Annotated in this window: 23 protein-coding genes; 14 read left to right on the forward strand and 9 right to left on the reverse strand. The window is 65.8% G+C overall.

All coding sequences use genetic code 11. The features are described from left to right. Positions 1-200: 200 nt before the first annotated feature. Positions 201-1,481 (reverse strand): ABC transporter substrate-binding protein, encoded by a 1,281-nt coding sequence (locus C8N44_RS11380; RefSeq protein ID WP_107976580.1) that lies wholly within the window; start codon positions 1,479-1,481, stop codon positions 201-203. Positions 1,482-1,775: 294 nt separating this feature from the next. On the opposite strand from C8N44_RS11380, the gene C8N44_RS11385 reads away from it, so the two are divergent. Beyond that, positions 1,776-2,756: a LacI family DNA-binding transcriptional regulator gene (locus C8N44_RS11385; protein WP_280514081.1), complete on the forward strand. Its 981-nt coding sequence runs from the start codon at positions 1,776-1,778 to the stop codon at positions 2,754-2,756. Between the two features lie 54 nt (positions 2,757-2,810). On the opposite strand, the gene C8N44_RS11390 is transcribed toward C8N44_RS11385, so the two are convergent. The 6 genes from C8N44_RS11390 to C8N44_RS11415 form a co-directional block, all read right to left on the reverse strand. Further along, positions 2,811-4,085, reverse strand: coding sequence for an ABC transporter substrate-binding protein (locus C8N44_RS11390; RefSeq protein ID WP_107976584.1), 1,275 nt, complete (start codon positions 4,083-4,085; stop codon positions 2,811-2,813). Positions 4,086-4,134: 49 nt separating this feature from the next. Then, positions 4,135-6,411 (reverse strand): alpha-L-rhamnosidase, encoded by a 2,277-nt coding sequence (locus tag C8N44_RS11395; protein ID WP_210204159.1) that lies wholly within the window; start codon positions 6,409-6,411, stop codon positions 4,135-4,137. Positions 6,412-6,833: 422 nt separating this feature from the next. After that, a complete protein-coding gene (locus C8N44_RS11400) occupies positions 6,834-10,181 on the reverse strand; it encodes an error-prone DNA polymerase (RefSeq protein WP_107976586.1) in 3,348 nt (1,115 codons plus the stop codon). Next, positions 10,178-11,656, reverse strand: coding sequence for a Y-family DNA polymerase (locus C8N44_RS11405; protein ID WP_107976588.1), 1,479 nt, complete (start codon positions 11,654-11,656; stop codon positions 10,178-10,180). The genes C8N44_RS11400 and C8N44_RS11405 overlap by 4 nt, the downstream gene beginning before the upstream one ends. Next, positions 11,598-12,158 (reverse strand): ImuA family protein, encoded by a 561-nt coding sequence (locus C8N44_RS11410; RefSeq protein WP_107976797.1) that lies wholly within the window; start codon positions 12,156-12,158, stop codon positions 11,598-11,600. The genes C8N44_RS11405 and C8N44_RS11410 overlap by 59 nt, the downstream gene beginning before the upstream one ends. Positions 12,159-12,219: 61 nt before the next feature. Continuing rightward, entirely contained in the window at positions 12,220-12,999 is a 780-nt protein-coding gene (locus tag C8N44_RS11415; protein ID WP_107976590.1) for a helix-turn-helix transcriptional regulator, read from the reverse strand. A 206-nt stretch (positions 13,000-13,205) separates the two neighbouring features. Between C8N44_RS11415 and C8N44_RS11420 the strand changes: the two genes are divergently transcribed. The 13 genes from C8N44_RS11420 (at position 13,206) to C8N44_RS11480 (ending at position 23,325) form a co-directional block, all read left to right on the forward strand. Then, on the forward strand, positions 13,206-14,066 hold the full coding sequence (locus tag C8N44_RS11420; protein ID WP_107976592.1) for an SMP-30/gluconolactonase/LRE family protein: 861 nt from the start codon (positions 13,206-13,208) through the stop codon (positions 14,064-14,066). 2 nt (positions 14,067-14,068) lie between these two features. Beyond that, positions 14,069-15,088, forward strand: coding sequence for a histone deacetylase family protein (locus C8N44_RS11425; protein ID WP_107976799.1), 1,020 nt, complete (start codon positions 14,069-14,071; stop codon positions 15,086-15,088). Positions 15,089-15,367: 279 nt separating this feature from the next. Then, positions 15,368-16,105 carry an urease accessory protein UreD gene (locus C8N44_RS11430; protein WP_244641042.1) on the forward strand — a complete coding sequence of 246 codons (738 nt, stop codon included), beginning with the start codon at positions 15,368-15,370 and terminating at the stop codon, positions 16,103-16,105. A 3-nt stretch (positions 16,106-16,108) separates the two neighbouring features. Then, the gene (locus C8N44_RS11435) at positions 16,109-16,411 is read left to right on the forward strand and encodes an urease subunit gamma (RefSeq protein WP_107976596.1); all 303 of its coding nucleotides are present in this window, start codon (positions 16,109-16,111) and stop codon (positions 16,409-16,411) included. A 25-nt stretch (positions 16,412-16,436) separates the two neighbouring features. Continuing rightward, entirely contained in the window at positions 16,437-17,012 is a 576-nt protein-coding gene (locus C8N44_RS11440) for a HupE/UreJ family protein (protein ID WP_107976598.1), read from the forward strand. 10 nt (positions 17,013-17,022) lie between these two features. Then, positions 17,023-17,328 carry an urease subunit beta gene (locus C8N44_RS11445; RefSeq protein WP_107976600.1) on the forward strand — a complete coding sequence of 102 codons (306 nt, stop codon included), beginning with the start codon at positions 17,023-17,025 and terminating at the stop codon, positions 17,326-17,328. A gap of 73 nt (positions 17,329-17,401) precedes the next feature. Continuing rightward, positions 17,402-18,217, forward strand: coding sequence for a cyclase family protein (locus C8N44_RS11450; RefSeq protein ID WP_107976801.1), 816 nt, complete (start codon positions 17,402-17,404; stop codon positions 18,215-18,217). A 61-nt stretch (positions 18,218-18,278) separates the two neighbouring features. Then, complete coding sequence (locus C8N44_RS11455) at positions 18,279-18,770, forward strand: GFA family protein (protein ID WP_107976602.1); 492 nt, start codon at positions 18,279-18,281, stop codon at positions 18,768-18,770. A gap of 12 nt (positions 18,771-18,782) precedes the next feature. Further along, positions 18,783-20,543 carry an urease subunit alpha gene (gene ureC, locus C8N44_RS11460; protein ID WP_107976604.1) on the forward strand — a complete coding sequence of 587 codons (1,761 nt, stop codon included), beginning with the start codon at positions 18,783-18,785 and terminating at the stop codon, positions 20,541-20,543. A gap of 48 nt (positions 20,544-20,591) precedes the next feature. Next, the gene (gene ureE / locus C8N44_RS11465) at positions 20,592-21,080 is read left to right on the forward strand and encodes an urease accessory protein UreE (RefSeq protein WP_107976803.1); all 489 of its coding nucleotides are present in this window, start codon (positions 20,592-20,594) and stop codon (positions 21,078-21,080) included. Beyond that, entirely contained in the window at positions 21,064-21,705 is a 642-nt protein-coding gene (locus C8N44_RS11470) for an urease accessory protein UreF (protein WP_107976606.1), read from the forward strand. Before ureE ends, C8N44_RS11470 begins: the two co-directional genes overlap by 17 nt. A gap of 16 nt (positions 21,706-21,721) precedes the next feature. Further along, positions 21,722-22,354: an urease accessory protein UreG gene (gene ureG / locus C8N44_RS11475; RefSeq protein WP_107976608.1), complete on the forward strand. Its 633-nt coding sequence runs from the start codon at positions 21,722-21,724 to the stop codon at positions 22,352-22,354. A gap of 2 nt (positions 22,355-22,356) precedes the next feature. After that, complete coding sequence (locus C8N44_RS11480) at positions 22,357-23,325, forward strand: ketopantoate reductase family protein (protein WP_107976610.1); 969 nt, start codon at positions 22,357-22,359, stop codon at positions 23,323-23,325. 4 nt (positions 23,326-23,329) lie between these two features. Here the strand turns inward: C8N44_RS11480 and C8N44_RS11485 are convergent, their stop codons facing one another. After that, on the reverse strand, positions 23,330-24,940 hold the full coding sequence (locus tag C8N44_RS11485; RefSeq protein ID WP_107976612.1) for a BCCT family transporter: 1,611 nt from the start codon (positions 24,938-24,940) through the stop codon (positions 23,330-23,332). Between the two features lie 122 nt (positions 24,941-25,062). Further along, positions 25,063-26,484, reverse strand: coding sequence for an aspartate kinase (locus C8N44_RS11490; RefSeq protein ID WP_107976614.1), 1,422 nt, complete (start codon positions 26,482-26,484; stop codon positions 25,063-25,065). Position 26,485: the final 1 nt, after the last annotated feature.

The raw sequence follows: 26,485 nt of genomic DNA on the forward strand, positions 1-26,485 counted from the left end.
GGATCCCAGTAGGTCAGGCTGAAGTAGAAGGAGGCCACCGTCGGAACGATGAACAGCACCACGAAGATCGCCCCGCCGGGGATCAGGAACCAGTAGGGATAGGCTGAGCTGCGTCTCATTCGCGGCCTCTCGGGAGACGTTTCCTTGAGCCCCCCGCGTTGCGCGCGGGGGGACGGTTTCGGTGCGTTTTCCGGCGGGGATCACCAGTTCGGCAGACCCAGCTGACGCGCCTGCTTGGCCACGTCCGCGTCGTAGCGTTCCGCCGCGCTCTGCGCCTCGCGGATGCCCGAGCCGACCTCGACCGTCAGCTGCTCCAGCGCGGGTCCTTTGACCGGCGACAGGAACTCGAGCGCGGGGTAAGTGCGGCCCTCTTCCTCGAAGTAGGGCAGCATGTCCGAGACCGACGGCGGCACGTCGTCGGGCAGGGTACAGCCCTCGACGAGGTAGGGACCGGCGGCACCGACGCGCTCGGTGATCGCGTCGCAGCCCTCGGGGGTCGCCACGAAGTTCAGGAAATCCTTGGCGATCTCGGGGTGCTCGGAGCCGCGCGGGATGTAGAAGGCCGCCGGCATCCAGACGGTCAGGCCGTTGGCCCCGGCATCGTCGCCGGGCAGGGCGAAGAAGCCCACGTCCTGCAGCTGGTCGGGCGAGTTCTGCTGGATCGCGCCGATGGCGAAGGTCAGCATCGGGTAGTGCACGCCTTCGCCGCTGGCGACCATGGCCAGCCCGTCATCCAGCGTCGCGGCACCGAAATCCTCGTTCATGTAACCGGACTCGTGCATGTCCTGGATGCGTTCGAAGCCGCGCAGCGCCGCCGGGTCGGTGGCGAACTTGGCCTCGTTGGCGGTGAAGGCCTCGGCGAAGCCGGGGCTGTCCTGCTGCACGTTGTAGAAGTCCGCGAGGAAGGTGATCTGGCTGGTCCAGCTGTCGCGGTAGGTCTGGATGATCGGCGCCTTGTCCGTCGCCTCGGCGATGGCGGCGTTGTTCTCCATGAACTGATCCCAGGTCAGCGGCACCTCGAGGCCAAGCTCCTCGTAGGTGGGCATGTGATAGAGGATGCCGCCGCCCATGGCAGGCTGGATCGGCACGCCGAAGGCATTGCCCTCGTCGTCGGACACGGTGGCAATGAAGCTCTCGTTCATCGCGTCGAAGTTCTTGATGTCGTTGATCGGCATCAGCGTCCGCGACGGACGCAGCGCCTGCAGCAGCGAGCCGGAGTTGTACTGGAAGATGTCCGCCATCTCGCCCGTGGCGAGGCGCGTCTTGATGATGTTGTCACCTTCCGACCCGCCGGGGCGGATCTCGATGTTGAAGGTCACGTCCGGGTTGCGCTCGGTATAGGCCTCGGTCAGCGCCTCGGCCGCGGCGACCGTGTCGACGTTGTTGCCGACGAGCATCGTCAGCTCCTGCGCCGATGCCGCGCCGCCCAGCACGAGCGAGAGCGTCGCCAGTGCGGTCTGTGTTTTCAGTCGGGTCGTCATGTCGGGTCTCCTCCCTGGATAGTGTTCAGAACGTCAGACGTCGTGGGGTCCGCACGCCGGACATCCCGGTCTCGACAGGCCGCGCGCCTTCCGGGGCGTGCTTTCGGTACGTAGGTGCATGCGGGTCCCCTCCCGTGGTTCGGCGCGCATCGGTCTCCCGGCGATGGCACCATGGAAAACGTTACACATTATCGGCTGGCAGCCAAGACACGATTCCGCTAAGTTCAGCGCGTTTGACAGGAGGATGCCGCTATTCGCGCACAACCGGATACGTCGCGGCCCCGCCGCGTCACGATCAAGGCCGTCGCCAGCGACGCAGGCGTCTCGGTGGCCGCGGTCTCCAAGGTTCTCAACAACGGCTACGGTGTCAGCGCGGACATGCGCGACAGGGTGCTGCGCTCGGTCGAGAAGCTCGGCTACCGGCCCAGCTTCGCGGCGCGCGGCATGCGCGGGGCGACCGATACCATCGGCGTGCTGCTCGTTGACATGCGCAACCCCTTCCTCGCGGGGCTCACCGAAGGCATCAAGTCCGATCTCGCCAGCGAGGGAAAGGTCATGATGATGTCCGTGGGCGAGGCCGAGATGTCGATCGAGAGTTCGCTCATCGACGCGATGATCGACATGCGCATGGACGGCGTGATCCTGGTCGCGCCCTGCCTGACCACCGACATTCTCTCCGATTATGCCAGTCAGATCCCGACCGTCGTCATCGGCCACCACGACCCCGAGGCCGAGGGCTTCGACACCGTGAACAGCGACGACTGTGCCGGCGCGCAGCTTGCCGTGGAACACCTCATCGCGCGGGGCCACGAGGACATCTGGATGCTCACTGCGCCGCTGCGTCCCGGCGGCAAGGAGGTCTTCCACATGCGCGAACGCGGCTACCGGCTCGCCATGGAACAGGCGGGCCTTGCCGACCGAATGCACGTGATCCGGTCCGATACCAGCCTCGGCGACAATCCCGATGAGCTCGTCGCGTTGCTCGATGACATCCCCCGGCCGGGTGCCGTCTTCTGCTGGAGCGACATACATGCCATTCCGCTTCTCACGATGGCGCGCGAACGCGGACTCCGGGTCCCCCGGGATCTGGCCATCGTGGGCTACGACAACACGCCGACGGCCGCGCTGCCGCCCATCGGGCTCACCTCCGTCGAACAGCACGCCGACCAGCTCGGCCGCCAGGCCGCGGCCACCATGTTGCGTCGTGTCGCTGAGGGGTCTCATGGGAAGCATGTCCTGATCCAACCGAATCTCGTTCCGCGCGCGAGCAGCTGAAAGGCTGCCGGCGCGGAGTGGACGGCGGGCCGAAATGACCCGCCACCCGTGGTCTTACCAGTTCTCGAGACCCAGCTGGCGCGCCTGCTTGGCTACGTCCTGGTCGTAGAGCTCGGCGGCGCTCTGCGCTTCGCGGATGCCCGATCCCACCTCGACGGTCAGCTGCTCCAGCGAGGGCCCCTTGAGCGGCGACACGAACTCGAGCGCCGGCGCGGTGCGGCCTTCCTCCTCGAAATAGGGCAGCAGCTCGGCGATGCCGGGCAGCACGTCGTCGGGCAGGGTGCAGCCCTCGACCACGAAGGGTCCGACCGCGCCGATGGTGTCGAGGATCACCTCGCAGCCATCGGTCGAGGCGACGAAGTTCAGGAAGTCCTTGGCCAGTTCCTGGTTCTCGCTCGACTTCGGGATGTAGTAGGAATCCGGCACCCAGACGGTCAGCCCGTTGTCCTCGGGGTCGTCGTTGGGCATGCCGAAGATGCCCACGTTTTCAAGCAGTTCCGGGTTGTTCTGCTTCAGCGCGTTGAAGCCCACCGTCAGCATAGGGTAGTGCACGCCCTCGCCGCTGCCGACCATCCGGAGCCCTTCGTTGTAGCTCGCCGCAGCGTAGTCCTCGTTGACGTAGCCCGACTCGTGCACCTGCTGAAGCCGCTCGAAGCTGCGCAGTGCCGCCGGCGTGGTCGCGAACTTGGTCTCGTTCGCGGTGAACTCCTCTGCGAAATCGGGGGCTTCGGACTGCACGTTGTAGTAGTCGGCCAGCACGATGATCTGGCTGGTCCAGGTGTCGCCGTAGGTCTGGATGATGGGCGCCTTGTCGGTCTGCTCGGCAATTGCGGCGTTGTTCGCCATGAACTCGTCCCAGGTGGTCGGTACCTCGAGCCCCAGCTCCTCGTAGGTGGGCCGGTGGTAGAAGATCCCGCCCGCGCTGAAGGGCTTCCACGGCACGCCGTAGATGCTGCCCTCGTCGTCCGACACCGTCTCGGTGTAGGTCTCGGGCAGGCGGTCCATGGCCTCGATGTCGTTGAGCGGCACCAGCGTCCGGCTCGGCCGCAGCGCCTGCAGCAGGGCGCCCGAGTTGTTCTCGAAGATGTCGGCCATCTCGCCGGTCACCAGGCGCGTCATGACGAGGTTGTCGCCCTCGGATCCGCCGGGGCGGATCTCGATGTCGAAGGTCACGTCCGGGTTCTGCTCGGTATAGGCCGCGGACAGGGCCTCGGCGATCGCGACCATGTCGGAATCGTTGCCGATCAGCATCGACAGCTCCTCCGCCGAGGCGGAGCCGCCGGCCAGGATCAGTGCAAGCGCAGTTGCGGTCTTCGTGGTGTAGGTCATGGTTTCCTCCCAAAATGCCCGGCGTGGCCGGGCGATTCTCGACTTCCGCTCACCCGCCCAGTGCAAAGGTGAACTCGTGGGTGCCGGGGCCATGGGTTCCTCCCCCCAGCGCGTCATCCGCGTGCGCCTCGACGCCCTCGGGCAGGGTGACCCGGTAGGTCACCTGCCCCTCCTCGATCCGCCATCCGGCCTCGATCCGGCCGTGTCGGCAATCGTGCCACATCTCGACATGCCCCAGCCCGGGCAGCACCCGGGGCGACAGGCGAACCTTGTCGAAGCCGGGCCCGTCCTCGGACGGCGTCACGCCGGCGACGTCCTCGAAAAGCCATTGGCACACCGCGCCGTAGGCGTAGTGGTTGTAGCTGTTCATGGAGGGTTCGTAGATCGTGCCGTCGGGACCGATGGCATCCCAGCGTTCCCAGATCGTCGTCGCGCCCTGGTCCACCTGGTAGAGCCATCCGGGCACCTTGCGGTTGAGAAAGACCTTCTCGGCGGTCTCGGTCAGTCCGACCTTGCACAGCGCCGGTAGCAGGGCAGGGGTCCCGATGAACCCCGTCCCGATCAGGTAATGCGCGTCCTCCACCGACTTGCGGAAATACTCGGTCGCGGCGGGCACGTGTTCCTCGGGCACGAGGTCGTGGAGCAGCGCCAGCGCGTAGGAGGTCTGGTCGTTGTGTCCCAGCCGCCCAGACGGCGCGATGAACTCGTGCGCGAAGGCCGCCTTGATTTGCTCCGCCCGCGCCGCCAGCCGCTGCGCCTCGGCCTCTTCGCCCAGGATCCCGGCGATGCGTGAGGTCAGCTGCACCGAGATGAAGTGCGAGATCGTCGCCGCGCAATCCTCGCCGATGGTGGGGCGCGGCTTGCGGTTGTCGCCCGTGGGCTGCAGCCAGTCGCCGAAGGTGAACCCGTCCACCGGCCACTCGGCATTGGGATGGATCACCGGCCCGCCCGAGATGTTCCACATGTAGTCCAGCCACTTGAGCATCGCCGGGAAGCACTCGCGCAGCGCGTCCGTGTCGCCGTAATGCAGATAGAGCTGCCAGGGCATTTCGGTGATGACATCGCCCCAGCCGGTCGACCCGGCCCAGTCGCCGTGGCCCTCGGCGACCCGCGTGGCGTCCGGCGAATAATGCGGGATCGCGCCGTTCTCGCGCTGGTCGTGCATCACGTCGCGCAGGTACTTGCGGAAGAACTCCTTCACGTCCGCCATCCAGCAGGCGGTGCCCGCGAAAACCTGCGCGTCGCCGGTCCAGCCCATGCGCTCGTCGCGCTGCGGACAGTCGGTCGGCACCTCGATGAAGTTGCCCAGCAGCGACCAGGCGGTGTTCTGTACCAGCCGGTCGACGGCGGGTTCGCCCGTTGTCACGCCGCCCTCGATCTCGTGGACCGAGGAAATCGGGAAGGAGGTCACCGCGGTGACCTCGGCATCGCCCGTCACCGTGATGCGGGCGAAACGATACCCCATGAACGAGAATACCGGTTCGTAGGTCTCATCCCCTTCACCCTTCAGCGTGTAGCGGTAGGCGCCTCGCGCGCTGCGGTAGTTGCGGTTGTCGAAGGCCCGGTCGGGGCCCAGCACCTCGGAATGCTCGACGTAGACCTCGGCGCCCGGTTTGCCCTTCACGGTGATCCGCACCAGCCCGCCCACGTTCTGGCCGAAGTCGTGCAGGCTGCGGCCCTCCGCGTCGGTCCAGCTCTCGACCGGTTCCAGCGGCGCGAGGTGGCGCACCGTCGGCGCCTCCTGCGGCACCAGCCGTCCTGTGTCGAAGGGCAGCACCTCCACCGACTCGTCCCGCGCCGCTCCTTCAAGCCGCGCGTCGTAGTCCTCGCCGTAGTAGATGCCCGAGCGGGTCACCGGGATCAGCCCCGCCGACCACGATCCGTCGGTCCGGCACAGGACCGTCTCGCCCTCGGTGATCTCGGCGATGGCGCCGACCCGGTCGCCCCATAGATTGCCCGGGCGCACGGCCCGCGCCATGAGCGGAGACCGATACCAGCCGTCGCCCAGCCAGATCTCGATACGGTTTTCGCCTTCGGTCACGAGGTCGCTGACGTCGTAGCTCTGGTAGGCAATGCGGTCGTCGTAGTTGGTCCAGCCGGGGGTCAGAAGATCCTCGCCGACGCGGGTGCCGTTGAGAAACACGCGATAAAGGCCCTGGGCCGAGGCACGCAGGATTTTCGTGCCGCCTGCCTTCGCGGTGAAGCTGGTCGCGACGCATCGGGCTTCGTGCCCGTCACCTGCATCGTGTGCCGGCGAGATCATCTCGGCGGTCCACTGGTATGCGGTCGCGCGGGACTGCTCGCCGAGGCCTGTCTGACCATCCATGACCTTGTCTCCCCCCTGGTCGTTCATGCCACGAGAGGCATGATTATTAAACATAGAACGTTATAGATAACGTTTCACACGATTAATCGGACGGCAAGTCGGAAATTTTTGTCATATTGCGCCGCTGTCTCGCGGCGGCCTGGTTGCGGCAAGGCAGGGGCGTTACGGCAGGACAGGCCATCCGCCTTGTGACGCGCTCCGGACCGCGATGGGGCGGCGGTCGGGCAGGGGGAAACCGACTCGGTGGCCACCGACCCGGCCGGCCCGAAAACGGCGCTGCGTCCCGTCGGCAAGAAGGACGCCTGTCCCGGGACATTCCTAATTTTTGGTTAAGTCGTCTCTGTAACTCATTGATTTATATAAGGCCGAAAGATGTCCCGGCCCGGGACACCCCCGGGACGCGCCGGCGCATGGCCGGGATCTCAGTGGAAATCCCGGCTCTGGAACAGCCTCTTGGCCTGCTCCCGCGGGTGCCGCGCGCTGGGGCCTTGCCGCGGTCTCCGGGCCGGCTCCTCCCGCTCCTCCTCGCCCTCCTCGGGCATCGGCTTGGCCAGGTCCAGAAGCTGCTGGGTCCAATCCTCGATCTGCTCGGCGATGACGTGGACCACGACCCCCTCGCGCTGGATCAGTCCGGTCACCTTCAGCAGCCGCCCGCCCATCACCGGCCGCCGGAACTGCTCGTAGACCCGGGGCCAGACCACGATGTTGGCCCCCCCCGTCTCGTCTTCGAGGGTCAGGAAGATCACCCCCGAGGCCGTGCCCGGCCGCTGCCGGGTGATGACCACCCCGCAGACCGAAACCCGCCGCACCGGCACCACCGCAAGCCGGTTGTTGGGCAGCAGCCCCGGGATCTCGTAGCGCAGCATCTCCATCGGGTGGGCCTTCAGGCTCAGCCGCGTGGTCACGTAGTCCTGCACCACCTCCTCCCCGAGACCCATGTGCGGCAGCAGGGTGTCCGGCTCCGCGATCCCTTCACCCCCGACCCGGTCCGAGAAGAGCGGCAGGGGGGCGGGCGACCGGATCGCCCGCACCGCCCAGAGCGCGTCCCGCCGCGTGAGCCCCATGCCGGTGAAGGCATCCGCCCCGGCCAGCCGCTCCAGCACCGCCGGCCGGACACCTGCCCGCAGCCAGACGCTCTCGGGGTCGGGATAGCCGTTGCCCCGCGCCCCCACGATCCATGCCGCGTCCTCCTCGCGGAATCCCTTGATCTGCCGGAACCCCAGCCGCAGCGCCAGCCGCCCGTCCGACCGCCTCTCCAGCGAGTTGTCCCACTCGCTGCGATTGACGCAGACCGGCCGCACCTCGTGCCCGTGATCGCGCAGGTCCCGCACGATCTGGGCCGGCGCGTAGAAGCCCATGGGCTGCGAGTTCAGCAACGCGCAGGCAAAGACTGCCGGGTGGTGGCATTTGAGCCAGGACGAGACATAGGTCAGCATGGCGAAGGCCGCGGCATGGCTTTCCGGGAAGCCATAGTCCGCGAAGCCCTCGATCTGAGAAAAGCACTGCTCTGCCACCTCGCGGGAGTAGCCCCGGGCGGTCATGCCGGTGACAAAGCGGTCGCGATGCGCCCCGATCGTGCCCATCCGCCGGAACGAGGCGAGCGACCGCCGCAGCTGGTCGGCCTCCTCGGCGGAATAGCCCGCCCCCACCACGGCGATCTGCATGGCCTGCTCCTGGAAGAGCGGCACGCCCAGCGTCTTGCTGGTGACCTTCTCCAGCTCCGGGCCGAAGGGCTCGGCCTTCTCCAGCCCCTGCCTGCGGCGGATGTAGGGCTGCACCATGCCCCCCTGGATCGGCCCGGGCCGGACAATGGCGACCTCGATCACCAGGTCGTAGAAAGTCTTCGGCAGCATCCGGGGCAGGAAGTTCATCTGTGCGCGGCTTTCCACCTGGAACACCCCCACCGCGTCGGCCCGCTGCAGCATCCTGTAGGTCGCCGCGTCCTCCTGCGGGACGCTGTCGATGGTGTGGCTGATCCGCTCATGCCGCTCGAGCAGGGCAAAGCTCTTGCGCAGGCAGGTCAGCATCCCGAGCGAGAGCACGTCGACCTTCAGGATCCCCAGCGCGTCGATGTCATCCTTGTCCCACTCGATGCAAGTGCGTCCCTCCATCGCGGCATTCTCGATCGGGCAGAGCTCGTCCAGCCGCCCGCGCGTGATGACGAAGCCGCCGACGTGCTGGCTGAGGTGGCGGGGAAAGCCGATGATCTCGCCGATCAGCCGCAGGGTCTGCGACAGCCGCCGGTCGGATGGGTTCAGCCCCAGCTCGCGTGCACGTTCCATGTCGGCCCCGCTGTTGGTCAGCCCCCAGATGTCGCCCGCAAGGCGTGCGGTCAGATCCTCGCTCAGCCCCATGACCTTGCCCACCTCGCGGATCGCGGCGCGGGTGCGGAAGTGAATCACGGTGGCGCAAAGCCCCGCCCGGTGACGGCCGTAGCGCTCGTAGATCCACTGGATGATCTCCTCGCGGCGTTCGTGTTCGAAATCCACGTCGATGTCGGGCGGCTCGCCGCGGTGGCGCGAGATGAATCGCTCGAAGACCATACCGATCATGTCCGGCGCCACGTCGGTCACGCCGAGCGCCCAGCACAGGATCGAGTTCGCCGCCGAGCCGCGCCCCTGACAGAGGATGTCGCGGGCGCGGGCCTCCTGCACGATGTCGTGCACGGTGAGGAAGTAGGCCGCGTAGCCGAGGTCCGCCACGAGGCTCAGCTCCTTGGCGGCAAGATCGCGGTAGCGGGCAGGGATGCCGGAAGGACAGCGGTAGCGCAGCCCCTCGTGGGTGAGCCGTTCCAGCCGCGCCTGAGGCGCCTCGCCGCCCAGCGAGATCTCGTCGGGATACTCGTAGCTGAGCTCCCCGAGGTCGAAGCTGCAGCGGGCCGCGATCTCGGTCGTGCGGCGCAGCGCAGCGGGGTGGTGGCGGAAGAGACGGGCCATGTCGGCGAGCCCCTTCAGGCGCCGCTCCGCGTTGGGCAGCGCCCGGGTGCCGATCCGGTCGATGGTGGTCTTCTCGCGCATGCAGGTGAGCACGTCGGCCAGCTGCCGCCGCGAGGCGTGGTGCATGAGCACGTCACCCACCGCGACCATGGGGGTGGAGCTGCGCCGGCACAGTTCTGCGCATGCCTCGATCCAGGCCTGGTCCGAGCCGTCGTATCGGGGCGCGGCGCCAAGGTAGACCTGCCCGGGATAGAGGCGCTGAAGTTTCTGAAGAGGCGCGTGGGTTCGGGGAATCGCACTGCGCACCGGCCCCTGCGGCAGGGCGATCAGAACCATCCCTTCGGCGGCGGTTTCGAGATCGGCGAGATCAAGGTAGCAGTCGCCTTTTCCGGCCCGGCGCTTGCCGAGGGTCAGCAGCCGCGTCAGGCGTTCGTAGGCGGCGCGGTCGGTGGGCAGGGCGATCCAGTGCGACTGGCAATCACGCAGGACGAGACGGCAGCCGACGATCAGGCGGGGCAGCCGGTCGAAGGGCGGCGCGGGTAGATCGCGGGGCGGGCCGACCTCCTGCCGCGAACACCCGTCGATCTGGGCCGAGGAGCGGATGCGCAGGGCTTCGGACCTTTCCTTCTCGAGGCTCCGCAGGGCGGACCAGGCCCGGACCACACCCGCCAGCGAATTGCGGTCGGTTATGGCAAGGGCGGCAAGGTCCAGTTCCGATGCGCGCAGGACCAGTTCCTCCGGGTGCGAGGCGCCGGTAAGGAAGGTGAAATTGGAGGTCACGCAGAGCTCGGCATAGGCCTCGGGAATGTCGGCGCTCGTGTCATGGTGGCTCATGCGAACTCTCCATGCACGAACCAGCCCGGGTTCTGCGGCGTATGGAACAGCCACAGCCTGCGGCCCTGCCGCGTCTGGACATGCCAGTAGTCGCGCAGGCCCGAGCGCCAGGCCTCGTCCTCCAGCCACCATTCGGGTGCGATGCGTTCGGGGCCGATGGCACGGTCGGTTTCCATCGCTATCCTGCGCCAACGGAAGCTGCGCGGCGGCTCGGTGCCGCTGCCGGCGATGGGTTCGGGCGGGAAAAGCCTCAACGGACGCGGCCGTGGGGCGCTCCAACCGCTCTCGGGGGAGGACCATGCGGCGGGCACCGAGTGGAAGGCGCGTTCGGGGATATGGCTGTCGGCAGGCACGAAACGCTGGATGTTCTCAAGGCCGATGCGTGTGCCGACGCGGGTGATGAGGTCCTCTATCTGCCCGGTCTGCACTGCGGCGGAATGGCTGAGCTGCTGCACGGGAAGGGGTTCGACTTGCGTGGCCTCGATGCGCATCTGGTCGATGCCGAAACCGGCGTCGACTTCGCCCACGCCCCGTTCGAAGAGGGGCAGGATACGGGAGGGGTCGCGCATGGCCGCGGCAAGACGCAGTTCCACCTGCTGGCTGCCGCCATCGACCCGCCGAAGCGTGAGGCAGAGCGACCGGGCACCGGTTTCGTGGGTCTTGAGCGTTTCGCAGAGGCGGCGCAGGAGCCGCTCGGTCAGGGCCATGACATCGGCGGTGAGACCGATGGGATCGGGCAGGCTGATCCTGACGCCGTAGTGAGGCGGCTCCTCGAGCGGTGTGATCTGCTCGGGCTGTTGTCCCAAGGCCTGATCGAGGCGCAACAGGAGTTCAGGGCCGAAGCGGCGTGTGAGTGGGGCGCGGGGTGCCTTGGCCAGATCGCCGATGGTATGCAGCCCCAGTTGCTGCAGCGCCATGGCCGTCTCGGCGGGAATGCGCAGGCTTGAGGCGGGCAGAAAGGTCAGCGCGGCGAGGGGGGCGCCGGGGGCGGCGCGACCTTCGGAATGGCGCGCTAGGGCCCATGCGGCGCCGCGGGTGTCGCCGATTCCCAGCCGGACAGACAGCCCGGTGCGCAAAAGCCTTTGCCGCATATCCGTCAGCATGCCCGCTTCCCCACCCCAAAGGTGGGTGGAGCCCGTCACGTCAAGCACCAGCCCGTCCTTCCCCTCAAGGCCCACCCAGGGGCAGTAGCGCGTGGCCCAGCGGCGCAGGGCATGCAGGAACCTTGTGTCGCCCTCAGGGTCGGCCTCGGCGCTGAGAACCTCGGGGCAGAAACTGCGAGCATCGGCAAGCGGCATACCCGCATGCAAGCCTTCCCGCTCGGCGGCATGGTTGAGGCAATGAATGCGGTTGGTGTTGCTCTCCCGGATCGTCAGGGCAAAGGGCCCGTCGAGGGGGCGCAACCGCAGCGCCCGGTCACTCGCCAGCCGGGGAAACCACATGCAAGCGACGCGTCTCTGCATCCCATCGAACATCCCATGCGCCAAGTGTTCCTGATTTGTTCTTTTTAAGATTCCAGCGCATCAGAGTCGAGTCCCGGCTCTCGAGAGAGGGGAGGGGCTCGGCCTTCCAGCGGGTCTCTGCGGCATTGCTGCCCATGCCCTCGGGGATGATGCAGAGGCCGGGTGTGCCTCCTGCCTTCGCGGCCAGCTGCAGGCGCCGCCCTTCGCGAAGGTTGAGCGGGCGGGTGGTCTCGAGCACGACAAGCCCGAGCGACCCATCTCTGAGCGTTTCCTCGGCGATGGCCAGAGAGTCGATCTGGCTGCCGGTGCGGGCTGTCAGGAGGCGCGCGGGATCAAGGAAGGTGGAAAGGCCCAGGGGGTTGAGGCGTTCTGGCAGCCAGTTCTCGGTGATCCAGAACAGGCTTCCCTCCACCTGGCCGCAGGCCACGGCCGCCAGAACGGGCGCCGCCGATCCATAGGCCTCGTGAACACGGGCCGGACGCAGGGGGAAAGACGTGGAAAGGTTGCGGGACATGACGCCGAACATATCCCCGGAGCGCCGCAAAATAAATCCTTCGCTGCTCAAGGCGCAGCCTTCAGAGCGGCAGAAGGCCCCGGCTCAGGGCAAGCGCAAGGGTCTGGTCCGGTGTCTCGGCGCCCATCTTGTGCGCGACGTTCCGGACCCTGCGCCGGACTTCGGTCAGGCTGATTTCCAGCCGTTCGGCGACCTCGGCCTCGTTCAGGCCCCGGGCGAGATAACACAGAACATCGAATTCCTGCGGATTGGGCATCAGCCAGTCGATTCCGAAGGCAGAGGCCTCGCCCACACCGTCGTCCGGGGGCTGAAGCCGCATGGCCAGCATGGCCGAGATCGTCGAAAACGCCCGCTCGGTGCCCGGTCCGAAAAGGTCCCTTGGATCGGTGCTGCACCCCAGGACGATGCATTTGCCGAGGTTCTTCTCGTACCACATGTGCGCGAGCACGAAACGGTAGTCATGGCGCAGAAGTCCGTCATGCAGCGGGGCGAGCTGAGGTTCGGTCCTTTCGAGGGAATGGGCCGCCCGCACGTCGTAGTAGGATGGCGGCGGAAGCCCCCTCAGGGCAGAGCGAAGTACCGGATCGTGGCGGTAGAGTTCCGCGTTCTGGTACTCCTCCAACCATGTGTCCTCCATTGAACTTCGCATCCAGGCCGGATGTGTGCCCGTGCGAAGCCCAGCCGAGTTCGGCAGCGTGATCACGCCGCCGGCGTTCACGGCCGTGGCGCCGATCCTCTTGGCGACAGCCTGGATCGCCTCCCAGGATTCATTGCCGTTTCGCGCTTCCGCAAGCCGGTCGGCCGTGTCGATCAGCAGGTTTGCATATCTCGTGTCGGACATGACTTAGGCCTAGCGCGCGGTTCTGCGTCGGTCCAGATGTTCACGTTGCGGCAGGTCGGTAAGGGCCATTCTTTCAGTAGGCTCGCATCCTTCCTTGCCTTCGGCGCGTTCAGTTGATGCCGGTCACGTCTGGTATCCCCCGCCGCGTTCCGGCAAGGTGCGCGCAAGATGCCGGGGCGGGATCCTGGCAAAAGAAAGGGGAGGACATGAGCCATCTCATCTATTCCGATACCTTCTGCCGTCTGGGTGAAGGGGCGCTGTGGCATCCGGAGCGTGGCACGCTTTTCTGGTTCGATATCCTCGATGGCAAGCTCTTCGAGCACGACGGGTCCTCGCAGCGGAACTGGAAGTTCGACAGGATGGTGTCGGCCGCGGGCTGGATCGACGAAACCCGTCTGCTGATCGCCTCCGAGCGGGATCTCTTCATCTTCGATCTCGAAACCGGAAGTGAGGAGAGCCTCGTGGGGCTCGAGGCCGAGCGCGAGGAGATGCGGTCCAACGACGGACGCGCAGATCCCTGGGGCGGCTTCTGGATCGGAACGATGGCCAAGGATCAGAGCGGCAACAAGGGGTCCGGCCAGGGGGCGATCTACCGCTATTACCAAGGCGAGCTGCGCATGATCTACGATGCGCTCACCATTCCGAACGCGATCTGCTTTTCGCCCGGCGGCGCCTACGCCTATTTCACCGACACCCCGACCCGTATCATTCGCCGCGTCACGCTCGACGCCGAGGGCTGGCCGTCGGATTCGCCCGAGGACTGGCTCGACCTGCGCAGCGAAAAACTAAATCCCGATGGGGCGGTCGTGGATTCCCAGGGCAACCTTTGGAACGCCCAATGGGGAGCGGGACGTGTGGCCTGCTACAATCCCGAGGGGCGTTTCCTTACAGCAATTGGCCTCGCTGCCGGTCAGATCAGTTGTCCGGTCTTCGGCGGTCCGCATCTGTCGACCATGTTTGCGACCTCGGCCTACGAGGATGCGCCCGCGGATGATCGACTTGCCGGCATGACCTTCTCGGTGCCGACCGGTTTCAAGGGCCAGCGCGAGCATCGGGTCCTGCTGTGAGCCTGCGTGCCGTCCTTCACCCCCGGCAGGCTGCGCACGATCCAAAGATGTTCTTGGCCAACGGGGTGACCAGCGCCAACCCCGAACAGCCCGCCCGGATCGATGCGCTGCGCAGCGGGGCCGAGGCCGCAGGCGCTGTCTTTGAGGCGCCGCATGATCACGGGATAGGGCCGATTGCCGCGATCCATCCGGCGGAGTACCTCGACTTCCTTCAGAACATCCACAAGCGATGGGCGCGTATGGAGGGCGCAAGCGACGAGGTCATTCCAAATATCCACCCCGGGCGCCACGGACTGTCGCGTCCCGACGGCATGGTCGGGCAGGCCGGGTGGCACATGGCGGATACCGCCTGTCCCATTGCCGCCCATACGTGGGAGGCGGCCTACTGGTCCGCGCAGACGGCGCTCAGCGCCGCCGCAATCGCCGAGAGTGACGGTGCGGCGTATGCACTATGCCGTCCGCCGGGTCATCATGCCTTTGCCGACATGGCGGGCGGCTTCTGCTTCCTGGCCAATGCCGCCATCGCGGCAGAGGCTCTGCGGGGCAGGGGCGCCCGCGTCGCGATACTCGACGTGGACGTTCATCATGGGAATGGCACGCAGGGCATCTTCTACGACCGCGGCGATGTGCTGACGCTGTCGATCCACGCCGACCCTGCCAGGTTCTATCCTTTCTTCTGGGGCCACGCGCACGAGAGGGGCACCGGCGCAGGCGAGGGCGCGAACCTGAACCTGCCGCTCGCAAGGCGGACCGCAGACGAGGGCTACTTCGAGGCGCTGGACAAGGCGCTTGCGCGGATCGCGGCCTTCGGGGCCGATGCCGTGGTGGTCGCGCTCGGCCTCGACGCCCATGAAGATGATCCTTTTCAGGGGCTTGCGGTGACAACCGAAGACTTTGCACGCATGGCCAAGCGGATCGCCGGACTGGGACTGCCTGCGGTTATTGTCCAAGAAGGCGGCTATCTTCAGCCCAAGCTCGGGGAAAATCTGACGAGCTTCCTGTCCGGATATCAGGATCGCTGAGCACACTCAGCGGGCGTTCCCAAGGTGCCTATATGTTGTGCTTGTCGATTAATTTTTGGGCGAAAGTCATGCCTGTTAGATAGGCGCGCTTGGCGCGTATCCGGAGCGGCCGACCTTCGCTTGTCGCCTTCGGAGCCGTGCGTCTAGGTTTTCCCAAATACCATGGAGCGTGCCATTCCCTACGATACCGCAAGCTTGGTGACATCCCGCCAGGGCGCCGCTCCGCAACGTGCGAGAGGGCATGCAAAGCTCGTCGTGCGCCGTCGGGATGCACAGAGCGTGATCTCCGATCTTGCGATGTCGGGCAGTGCGAAGTTGCTTTTTCCCCGCCGTTCCACGTCCAGCCTCGATGCCGTCATGCTCAACACGGCGGGCGGGATCACGGGCGGTGATCGCTTCAGCTATGCCGCCACGGTCGAGGAGGGCGCCTCGGTTACGCTGACGACGCAGGCCGCAGAGCGGATCTACAGGGCGTCGCCCGGCGCCCCTGGGTATGTGCGGAACCATCTCGAAGTGGCCGAAAGGGCCACGTTGCACTGGCTCCCGCAGGAGACGATCCTCTTCGATGCCTCGGCGCTGGATCGAGAGCTGTCCGTGACGCTCGCGCCCGGTGGGCGGCTGTTGGCCTGCGAGTGTCTTATCTTCGGCCGCAAGGCGATGGGCGAGGACGTGCGGCAGGTCTACCTGCGCGACAGGATGGACCTGCGGCAGAACGGAAAGCTCGTCTTCTCTGACCGGCTCCGGCTCGATGGCGATGCGCAGGCGCAGCTCGATCTTGCCGCCGTCGCGGGTGGTGCGCGTGCCATGGCTTCGGTGCTGATCGCGCGCCCCGGTGCGTCTGCGCTGATCGAAACCCTTCGGCAGATGCTGCCCGAGTGTGCCGGCGCCAGCGCGATCACGGAGGATCTTGTGTTCCTCCGGATCGTGGCGCCAGATGGCTTCATGCTACGAGAAACCCTTGTGCCGGTGCTGCAAGAACTGGCCGATGGCCCCATTCCCAAGACCTGGATGATCTGAGACATGCAACTGACCCCCCGCGAAAAGGACAAGCTGATGGTCGCCATGGCGGCCGAGGTCGCCCGGAAGCGCCTGGAGCGCGGCGTCAAGCTCAACCACCCCGAGGCCATCGCGCTTATCACCGATGCGGTCGTCGAAGGCGCGCGTGACGGACGGTCCGTGGCCGAGATGATGCAGGCGGGCGCCCGGGTCATCACCCGCGACCAATGCATGGAAGGGGTCCCCGAGATGATCCACGAAGTGCAGGTCGAGGCCACCTTTCCGGACGGCACCAAGCTTGTGACCGTCCACAATCCGATCCGCTGAAGACACGAATGACGAGGAGTACCCGATGCGACGCCTGACGCTTACCCTGATCCCCGCCCTGATCGCCGCCGGCCCTGCGCTCGCGCACCTCGATCCCGTGCAGCACGGATCCTTTGCCGCCGGTGCCAGCCACCCGATGTTCGGCACGGACCACATCCTTGCGATGGTAGCTGTCGGACTCTGGGCGGCCTCGCTGGGCGGTCGGGCGCTCTGGGCGCTGCCGACCGCTTTCGTGGGCGCCATGGCGCTGGGCTTTCTCCTTTCGCTGGGCGGCATGCCCTTGCCGATGGTCGAGCCGATGATCCTAGCCTCGGTGCTGGTGCTGGGTGTGCTCGTGGCAACGGCCTCGCGGCTGTCGTTGCCGGTGGCGGCCGCGATCGTGGCCGCCCTCGCGGTCTTTCACGGCCACGCGCATGGCAGTGAAATGGGCGGGGCCGGTGCAATGGCCTATCTTGGAGGCTTCGCGCTTGCCACCGCGGCACTGCACGCGGCTGGCACGGTGATCGGTGCGGGCCTGGCGCGTTTCGGCGGTCCGGTCGTTGCGCGCGGCGCTGGCGTCTTTGTTGCGATGGGCGGCTCGTTTCTCGCCCTCGCCGGGTGAGGGGCGCAGCATGATCCCCGGAGAGCTTTTCCCAGCAGATGGCGAGCTGACCCTCAACGCAGGGCGCGAGGCGATCACCCTGCGGGTCGCGAACACCGGCGACCGTCCGGTGCAGGTCGGCTCGCACTACCATTTCGCCGAGGCCAATTCGGCGCTGGATTTCGACCGTGACGCCGCGCGCGGCATGCGGCTCGATATCGCCGCGGGAACGGCGGTGCGGTTCGAGCCGGGCCAGGAACGCGACGTGAAACTGATCCCCTACGATGGGGCACGCAAGATCTACGGCTTCAATCAGGCCGTGATGGGGGCGCTCTGACCGATCGGGCAGGGCGGCAGATTTGGAGATCGACCCCCTGGACATGGGGGCGTCCGACTGGGAGCGATTGAAGATGTGTCATGCCTGCGTGATCGAGAACGTCAAGACATCCATGCTTTCGCGCCGCGAGCTGTTTCGCGGCGCGGCCTCCGTCGGGCTGGCCTCTGCGGCCGCGGGGGTCATTAGCGCACGCCCCGCGCTGGCGCAGTCGACCGGCCGGGTGGTGGACCTGACGCATGCCTACGACGGCGACTTCCCGACGTTCGACGGAAACCCCGGCATCCTCTACTCCAGCCAATTCGAACATGACCGCGACGGCTACAAGATCTGGGAACTGACGATCTACGAACACACAGGAACCCATATCGACGCGCCGCTTCATTTCGCGGCGGACGGTGCCTCGGTCGCGGAACTCGACCCTTCAAGCCTCGTCTGTCCGCTGTGCATCATCGATATCAAGTCCAAGGCGGCGGACGATCCCAACGCGATGCTGGAGCCCGAGGACATCGAGGCCTTTGTCAGCGCGAACGGGGATATTCCCCAAGGCGCCTGCGTTGCCATGAACTCGGGCTGGGCGGACAAGCTCGGGACCGAGGGCTATCGGAATGACGCCGATGGCAACTTCACCTTCCCTGGATTCTCGAAGGCGGCCACGGACATGCTGATCGAGATCGGCGCCGGGTCCATCGGGGTGGATACGCTCTCGCTCGACCCCGGCAATTCCGCCGATTTCGCGGTTCACTATTCCTGGCTGCCCTCGGGGCATTTCGGGATCGAGAACCTCGCCAACCTCGATGCGCTACCCGTAAGCGGCGCGACGCTGTTCGTTGGCGCGCCCAAGCACAAGCAGGGCACGGGCGGGCCCGCGCGCGTCATGGCCGTGATCTAGGACTGCCGATGACCAGAGACCACGACACAGACCAGAGGCAGCAAAATTGGCGGGGGCAAAGATGCCCATGACGCTTGCCGGCTCCTGCCGCTGCGGGGCGGTCGCTTTCACTGTGGAAAGCCATACGCCCGTGCCCTACCAGCGCTGCTACTGTTCCATCTGCCGCAAGACCGCGGGCGGTGGCGGCTATGCCGTCAACCTCGGTGGCATCGCCGCGTCGCTGTCGGTCCGCGGACGGGGGCATATCGGCGTCTACCGGGCCGAGATCCGGCGCGGCGAGACCTGCGAGGTCTCGACCGGCGAGCGCAACTTCTGCGTCCGCTGCGCCACGGCGCTCTGGCTGCACGACATCAAGTGGCACGAACTGATTCATCCCTTCGCGAGCGCGATCGACACGCCCCTGCCGGTGGCGCCGTCGCATGTGCACCTGATGCTCAAGGAAAAGCCCGACTGGGTGCCGCTCGATCCGGGTCCGCACGACGAATGCTATGACGCCTATCCGGAGCTTTCTCTGGACGACTGGCACCGCAAACACGGCCTGAGGGCCGCCTGACAGGAGAAGACCATGCCTGCACAGATCTCCCGCGCCGAATACGCGGCGATGTTCGGACCGACCACCGGTGACCGCCTGCGGCTGGCTGACACCGACCTGATCATCGAGGTCGAGCGCGACCTGACCGCCGAGGCCGTGGGCAATGCCATGTCCGGCGGCACCGGGGCGAACGCGGCGATTTATGGCGAAGAGGTCAAGTTCGGCGGCGGCAAGGTGATCCGCGACGGCATGGGGCAGTCGCAGTACACCCGTGCAGATGGCGCCGTCGACACGGTCATCACCAACGCGCTGATCGTCGACTGGACGGGTGTGTTCAAGGCCGACGTGGGGCTGAAGGACGGGCGCATCGCGGCACTGGGCAAGGCCGGCAACCCGGACACTCAGCCGGGCGTCGACATCATCGTCGGTCCGGGGACGGAGATCATCGCGGGCGAGGGGCGTATCCTGACCGCGGGCGGTTTCGACAGTCATATCCACTTCATCTGCCCGCAGCAGATCGAGGACGCGTTGCACTCGGGGCTGACCACCATGCTCGGCGGCGGGACCGGCCCCGCGCACGGGACGCTGGCCACCACCTGCACGCCCGGCCCCTGGCACATGGCGCGGATGCTTCAGGCCGCCGATGCCTTTCCCATGAACCTTGCTTTCGCGGGCAAGGGGAATGCCTCCCTTCCGGCGCCGCTGATCGAGCAGATCAAGGGCGGGGCCTGCAGTCTCAAGCTGCACGAGGACTGGGGCACGACGCCGGGCACCATCGACAACTGCCTGTCGGTCGCCGACGACTACGACGTGCAGGTGATGATCCACACCGACACGCTGAACGAGTCGGGCTTTGTCGAGAACACCGTTCGCGCCATGAAGGGCCGCACGATCCACGCCTTCCATACCGAGGGCGCGGGCGGCGGCCACGCGCCGGACATCATCAAGATCTGCGGCGAAGAGCACGTCCTCCCCAGCTCGACCAACCCGACACGGCCCTTCACTGTGAACACGCTGGAAGAGCATCTCGACATGCTCATGGTCTGTCACCACCTCGACAAGTCGATCCCCGAGGACGTGGCCTTTGCCGAAAGCCGCATCCGGCGCGAGACCATCGCCGCCGAGGACATCCTGCACGACATGGGCGCCTTCAGCATCATTGCGTCGGACAGCCAGGCCATGGGCCGCGTGGGCGAGGTCCTGATCCGCACATGGCAGACCGCAGACAAGATGAAGAAGCAGCGCGGCCGCCTGTCAGAGGAGACGGGCGAGAATGACAACATGCGCGTACGCCGCTACATCGCGAAATACACGATCAACCCGGCAATCGCCCATGGCATTGCGCATGAGATCGGCAGCATCGAGCCGGGCAAGCGCGCCGACCTCGTGCTCTGGTCGCCCGCCTTCTTCGGTGTGAAACCCGACATGGTGCTGCTGGGCGGCACCATCGCTATGGCCCAGATGGGCGATCCCAACGCCTCGATCCCGACGCCGCAGCCGGTCTATTCACGCCCCATGTTCGGCGCCTACGGCCGCAGCGTGGAGAATTCGGCCGTTACCTTCGTCTCCGAGGCCGCGCAGGCCGAGGGGATCGGCAAGTCGCTGGGGCTGGCCAAGGAAACGGTTGCCGTGCGGCACACCCGGGGCATCGGGAAGCGGGACCTCAAGCTCAACGATGCCTGCCCGAAAATCGAAGTGAACCCCGAGACCTACGAGGTCCGGGCCGATGGGGAGCTTCTGACATGCGAACCCGCCGAGGTGCTTCCCATGGCGCAGCGCTATTTCATGTTCTAGGGCAGATGCGGAACGACGAACGGAATTGAGACAATGACGGAAAAGACCATGACGGCGATGCCGGTAGCCCACGAGGTGGCGCGCAAGGCCGGGCAGGGCGCGGGTGTCTCGCTCAGCTACGAGGCGCGATTCCTGCGCCGCAAGGTGCTGACAAGCGACGCGGGCGAAGCGATCCTGGTCGATCTGCCCCAGACCACCAGCCTCGATCATGGGGATGCGCTGGTGCTGTCCGACGGGCGACACTTGGCTGTTATCGCCGCGCCAGAGCCGCTGCTGGCGGTGTCCGGCGATGATCTCCCCCGGCTCGCCTGGCACATCGGCAACCGTCACACCCCCTGCCAGATCGAAGGTCGGCGCCTGCTCATCCAGCGCGATCACGTGATCCGCGACATGCTGCGCCACCTTGGGGCGACGGTCGAAGAGGTCGTCGAACCCTTCACGCCCGAAGGCGGTGCCTATGGCCACGGGCGCACGCACGGGCACGACCATTCGCATTCCCACGGCCCCGAGGGGCACACGCATGACCACGGGCATTGACCCCCACCTGATCCTGCATCAGCTCTTTTCGCCGGCCTTCCCTGTCGGTGCCTTTGCCTGGTCCCATGGCCTTGAGGCGGCCATCGCGGATGGAGACGTCACCGGTGCTGCTTCGCTGCAGGGCTGGCTCACGGCGGTGCTGACCCACGGCGCCGGCTGGTCTGACGCGGTGCTGCTGTCCCTTGCCGCGCGCGGCGCATCGCTGGCGGAGCTCGACGATCTCGCCCGGGCCATGACGCCCTCCGCCGCGCGGCGGCGCGAGACGGCGGAACAGGGGGCGGCCTTTGCCGCGACCGCCAACGCCGTCTGGGGGCTGGATCTGCCCGAGCTCTGCTATCCCGTCGCGGTCGGCGGCGCGGTGCGGGCGCTCGACCTTCCTCACGAACACGCGGTGCGTCTGCTGCTGCAGTCCTTTCTTGCCAACCTGACCAGCGCCGGTGTCAGGCTGATCCCGCTTGGCCAGACCGACGGGCAGAAGATCACGGCCGCGCTCGGGCCGCTCTGCGTGGCCCGCGCGGCCGAGGCCGCGCTTGCCGACCTCGACGACATCGGCACCTTCTCTCCGCTGATCGACATCCATTCCCAGCGGCAGGAAGCGCTTCAACCGCGCATCTTCCGCTCATGAAACCTGGAGGCCAGACATGACATCTCCGAACGGACCCCTGCGGGTCGGCATCGGCGGCCCGGTTGGCGCCGGCAAGACCACGCTGACAGCGGCGCTTGCGCTTGCCCTGCGCGACCGCCTGTCCATCGCGGTGGTGACGAACGACATCTACACGCGCGAGGATGCCGAGGAGCTCATGCGCCGACAGATACTGCCGCTTGATCGTATCAGGGGGGTCGAGACCGGTGGCTGTCCGCATACCGCGATCCGCGAGGATGCCTCGATCAATCTCGCCGCCATTGCCGAACTCAACGACGCCTTTCCCGACCTAGATGTGGTGCTGATCGAAAGCGGCGGTGACAACCTTTCGGCGACTTTCTCGCCAGAGCTGGCCGACGTGACCCTTTACGTGATCGACGTGGCCGCGGGCGAGGAAATTCCGCGCAAGGGCGGCCCTGCCATCACCAAGTCGGATATCCTCGTCATCAACAAGACTGATCTCGCGCCGCACGTCGGCGCCTCGCTCGAAGTGATGGAACGGGATGCGATACGGATGCGGGCGGGCAAGCCGTTTGTCTTCTGCGCCCTGCGGCACGGCAATGGCGTCGATCAGGTGGTCGATCTGCTGGCAGGGATTGGCGGACTGCCCCTCGCGACGGCGGCGGAATGAACATGCGCGTCATCATTTACGGGGTGGGTGCTGTTGGGGGCGTTATCGGGGCCGCGCTGGTACTCAAGGGAATCGAGGTCGTCGGCATCGCGCGAGGCGGGATGCTGGAAGCGATCCGCGAAAAAGGTCTACGCCTGCGGGGGCCGGAAATCGATACGACTGTTCGGTTCCAGTGCGTCTCGGCGCCAGCTGACATTGACTTTCGACCGGATGACGCGATTCTGCTCTGCATGAAGACGCAGGACACCGAAATGGCGCTCGAAGAGTTGCGCGAGGCGGGTGTCCGCGATCAGCCGATCTTCTGCATGCAGAATGGGGTGGAGAACGAACGACTGGCCTGCCGGTATTTCCCCAACGTCCATGCAGTTACCGTCATGTTGCCGGGGCAATACTTGGCTGCAGGTGAAGTGGTCACGCATGGGGCTCCGTGTTTCGGAATGCTTGAAATCGGGCGCTACCCCCAAGGCAGCGACACCCATGACGAACTGTTGTCAGAGATGCTAACCGACGCCCGGATCCGCAGTTTCTTTGATCCGACTGTCATGGAAAGCAAATACGGCAAGCTGTTGCTCAATCTGACGAACATCGTGGGCGCCGCGCTCGGAACGCTGGAAGGCATCGACGACATCCGGGCCGTTCTGGTCTCCGAAGCGGAGGCGGTATACGCGGCAGCAGGCATTACATTTCGGGACGTGGGTCAAAACGAAGAGAGGCGCCGCGAGTTCATGATCATCTCTGATGTGCCCGGCGTCGAGCGAAAGGGGAGTTCCACCTCCCAGAGCTTGCTGCGGAACACGGGACGGGTGGAGACTGACTATCTCAATGGGGAAATAGTCTTGCTTGGTCGGCTTCACGGGATTCCGACACCTGCCAATGCCTGGTTTACCGAACTTGGAGCAAAACTCGCACGCGAAGGCCGCACACCCGGATCGGTGACCCGCGCCGAGGTGACCTCGGCGCTGGGTCTGTGACCGGCTAGAGGGTCGATTTCTTGGGGCGCTGCTCGATGGTGATGTAGTCGATATCTTCGTTCATCAGTCCCTTGATCAGCGAAGGAATCATTAGGAACACCAAGAGGAATATCGGCAGGCCGACCACCGTGATCACCTGCTGCAGGGCCGTTAGCCCTGCCTCGCCCGCGAGCATGATGAGCAGCGCTGCGATTGCCCCCTCTGAGATACCCCAGAACAACCTTTGCTGGACCGGCCCGGGATCCGCATCGCCGGTGCAGAGCATGTCCACCACAAGCGAGGCCGAGTCCGATGAGGTGGCGAAGAAGATCGCCACGATCAGCACTGCGAAGCCCTGCATGAAGGTTGCGAAGGGGAAGTTGTCGAGGAAGGCGAACATGGCGAGCGGGATGGAATCCGAGACCGCCTGGCTGATCGCGCCGGCGGACTCGCCCATCTGGGCGCGAACCTCGGCGCCGATCCCGTCAAGCTCCATGGCCTGCCAGCCGAAGATGGCGAACCAGAGGAGGGTGAAAAGCGAGGGTGCGATCAGCACGCCGCTGACGAATTCGCGGATTGTTCGCCCGCGCGAGATTCGCGCCACGAAGAGCCCCATGAAGGGCGACCACGTCACGGTCCAAGTCCAGTAGAAGACCGTCCAGTCGGCCTGCCAGCCCCAGTCGCCGTCCTCGGGCGTCGTGTTGGCCATCATGTCGTTCCAGAAAGCGAGCCGCGGCAGGTTGTGCAGGTAGAGACCGGCTGTTTCCACGATGCCGCGCAGCAGGAAGAGGGTGGATCCGGTGACCAGAACGAAGAGCATGAGCCCGACAGCCATCCCGATGTTGATGTTCGAGAGCAGTTTGACCCCGCTGTCGAGGCCCGCGACGATCGACCCGACCGCGACGGCGGTGAGGGCCACGATTATGAGGATCTGGACCGTGGGGCCCGCTCCGGTACCGAAAAGCTGATCCAGCCCTGCCGCGATCTGCGAGGAGCCGAGGCCCAGCGACACGGCGACGCCGAAAAGCGTGCCGAGGATCGCGACGACGTCGATCGTCTTGCCGAGTGGGCCGTAGATGCGGTCGCGAATGAGCGGGTAGAAGACCGAGCTGACCCGGACGGGCAGACGGTAGCGGTAGATGAAATAGGCAAATGCCAGGCCGGGCAGGGTGAAGATCGTCCAGGTGTGCAGGCCGAGGTGGTAGAGCGCGATGCTGATGCCGTTCTGCGCCGCCTCGACCGTGTAGGGCTCGATACCATCCTGCGGGGGGCTGTCGAAGTGGCTGATGGGCTCTGCCACGCCCCAGAACATGAGCACTGTGCCGATACCGCCCGCGAAGAGCATCGTGAACCACGAGACCGAGGAATAGTCGGGGCGAGCGTCCGTGCCGCCCAAGCGGATGTGTCCGTAGCGGCTCGCCGCGACCCAGATGAGGAAGCCGAGCCATATGTTCACACCGAGGACGAAGAACCATCCGAGGTTGCGGGTGATCCAGGCCCGTCCGTTGCCGAACGCCGTGCCGATCGCTTCGGGGGCGATGACCAGGGCGAGCGCGAAAATCACCATGAAGGCGGCGGCCGTAAAGAAGATCGTTGTATCGGTCCGTAGGCCGAGACGTCGGGAAAGCTGGTCCATGGCTGTCTCCTCGTTGTGACCGCTTTCTGACGGCCTTGCGAGACAACCTCTGCTAGAAAAACAAAGTTCCGCGGCATTGCCGCGGAACTTTTCATACCTTGCCCTGTCGGACCTCGGGCAGCTCAGGCTGCTTTTTGGTCCTCGTTCGCCTTGTCCATGAAGGTGTCGTGCAGAACCTTGATGGACTGGTCGAATGCGTCGCGGCGCACCACAAACTGTGCGTCCACCGTGCGGGTGGTCTGGTGCGCGCTGATCACGTCGACGCCAGCCTCGCGCAGGGCGCCAAGACCGCGTTCGAGCACGTGCAGGCCACGCAGATCGCGTCCGATCACCGACACGATGGCCGTCGCACGAACATTGACGTGTGCCGAAGGGTACTTCTTCCCAAGATCATACTCGACCTTGCGGACCCGGTTCAGCGGCGCGTCCACGTAGTGCGTGATCGTGTTGGCGTTGGTCGCCTTGGACACGATGCGGATGTCGTGCTTCTTCAGAAGCTCGAGCGTCGCCGCGTCGTAGCCTTTGACGCCGACCATGTCCTGTTCGAAGAGCTCGAGAGCGTAGGTTTCGAGACCTGTCACCATTTCTGCGACGCCTGCTTCGGCCTCCGCCTCATCAATCAGGGTGCCGGGATCTGTCGGCTCGAACGCATTCGTCACACGCAGCGGGATTTCCGCTTGGCGCAGCGCCTTGGCGGCGGTGGGGTGGATGGCTTCCATGCCCATGTTGGCAAGCTGGTCGGCCACGTCGTAGTTCGTATGGCCAAGCTTGCGAACATTTTCGGCGCCGACCATCTTGGGGTCTGCCGAGGACAGATGGAACTCCTTGTGGATGATCGCCTCGCGCGCCTTGGTGAGGGCCGCGATCTGGCTGAATGTCACCTCGGAATATCCGCGGTCGAACTCTGCCATCAGACCTTCGGTGCACTGGGCGTAGCCCGTGACAATCGCCAGTTCGGAAGAAAAGTCGATGTCCGAAAGACCATCCTCTATGCGTTCCTGCAGGATCATTTCACGGTCGTCGCGCCAGCCCGAAAGGTCCACGAAGCGCGCGTTGACGCCATGACGGCGGAGCAGCTGTGTGGTGACGAAGGCCGAATGAGCCTCGCCCAGACCGGAGAGCAGTTCACGGGTCTTGCCCATGTGCTCGGACAAGCGGAAGTGCCCGTAGGAGCAAAGCCGCTGCAGGTCGATCAGGCACGAGCGTGCGCCCTCGATACGTTCCCGCAAGAAGTCGCGTGCCTCGGCCCGGTCCGCCGGGTGATCGAGCACGTTTTCCTGCGCCTCGCGCATCGACTGTTCGACCTTGGAGAGGGCAGTGTGCCACGCGTGCTCTTCGGTCTCATCGGCGAAATGCGCAAAGACACCGGCTTCACCGGTCTTCTTGTGCTCGAGGAGAAGGTCCGTGATCCCGCCAAAGGCGGAGACCACGAAAATCCGATCGTACTTGGGATCGCTTACGTGGAAGAGCGGCTCCAGGAGCTCGCTCAACCTCGACATCGATGTCCCGCCGATCTTTTCAACGGTGTGGGTACCGTGGGTCATG

The organism is Allosediminivita pacifica, from assembly GCF_003054175.1.
Taxonomy (GTDB): Bacteria; Pseudomonadota; Alphaproteobacteria; order Rhodobacterales; family Rhodobacteraceae; genus Allosediminivita; species Allosediminivita pacifica.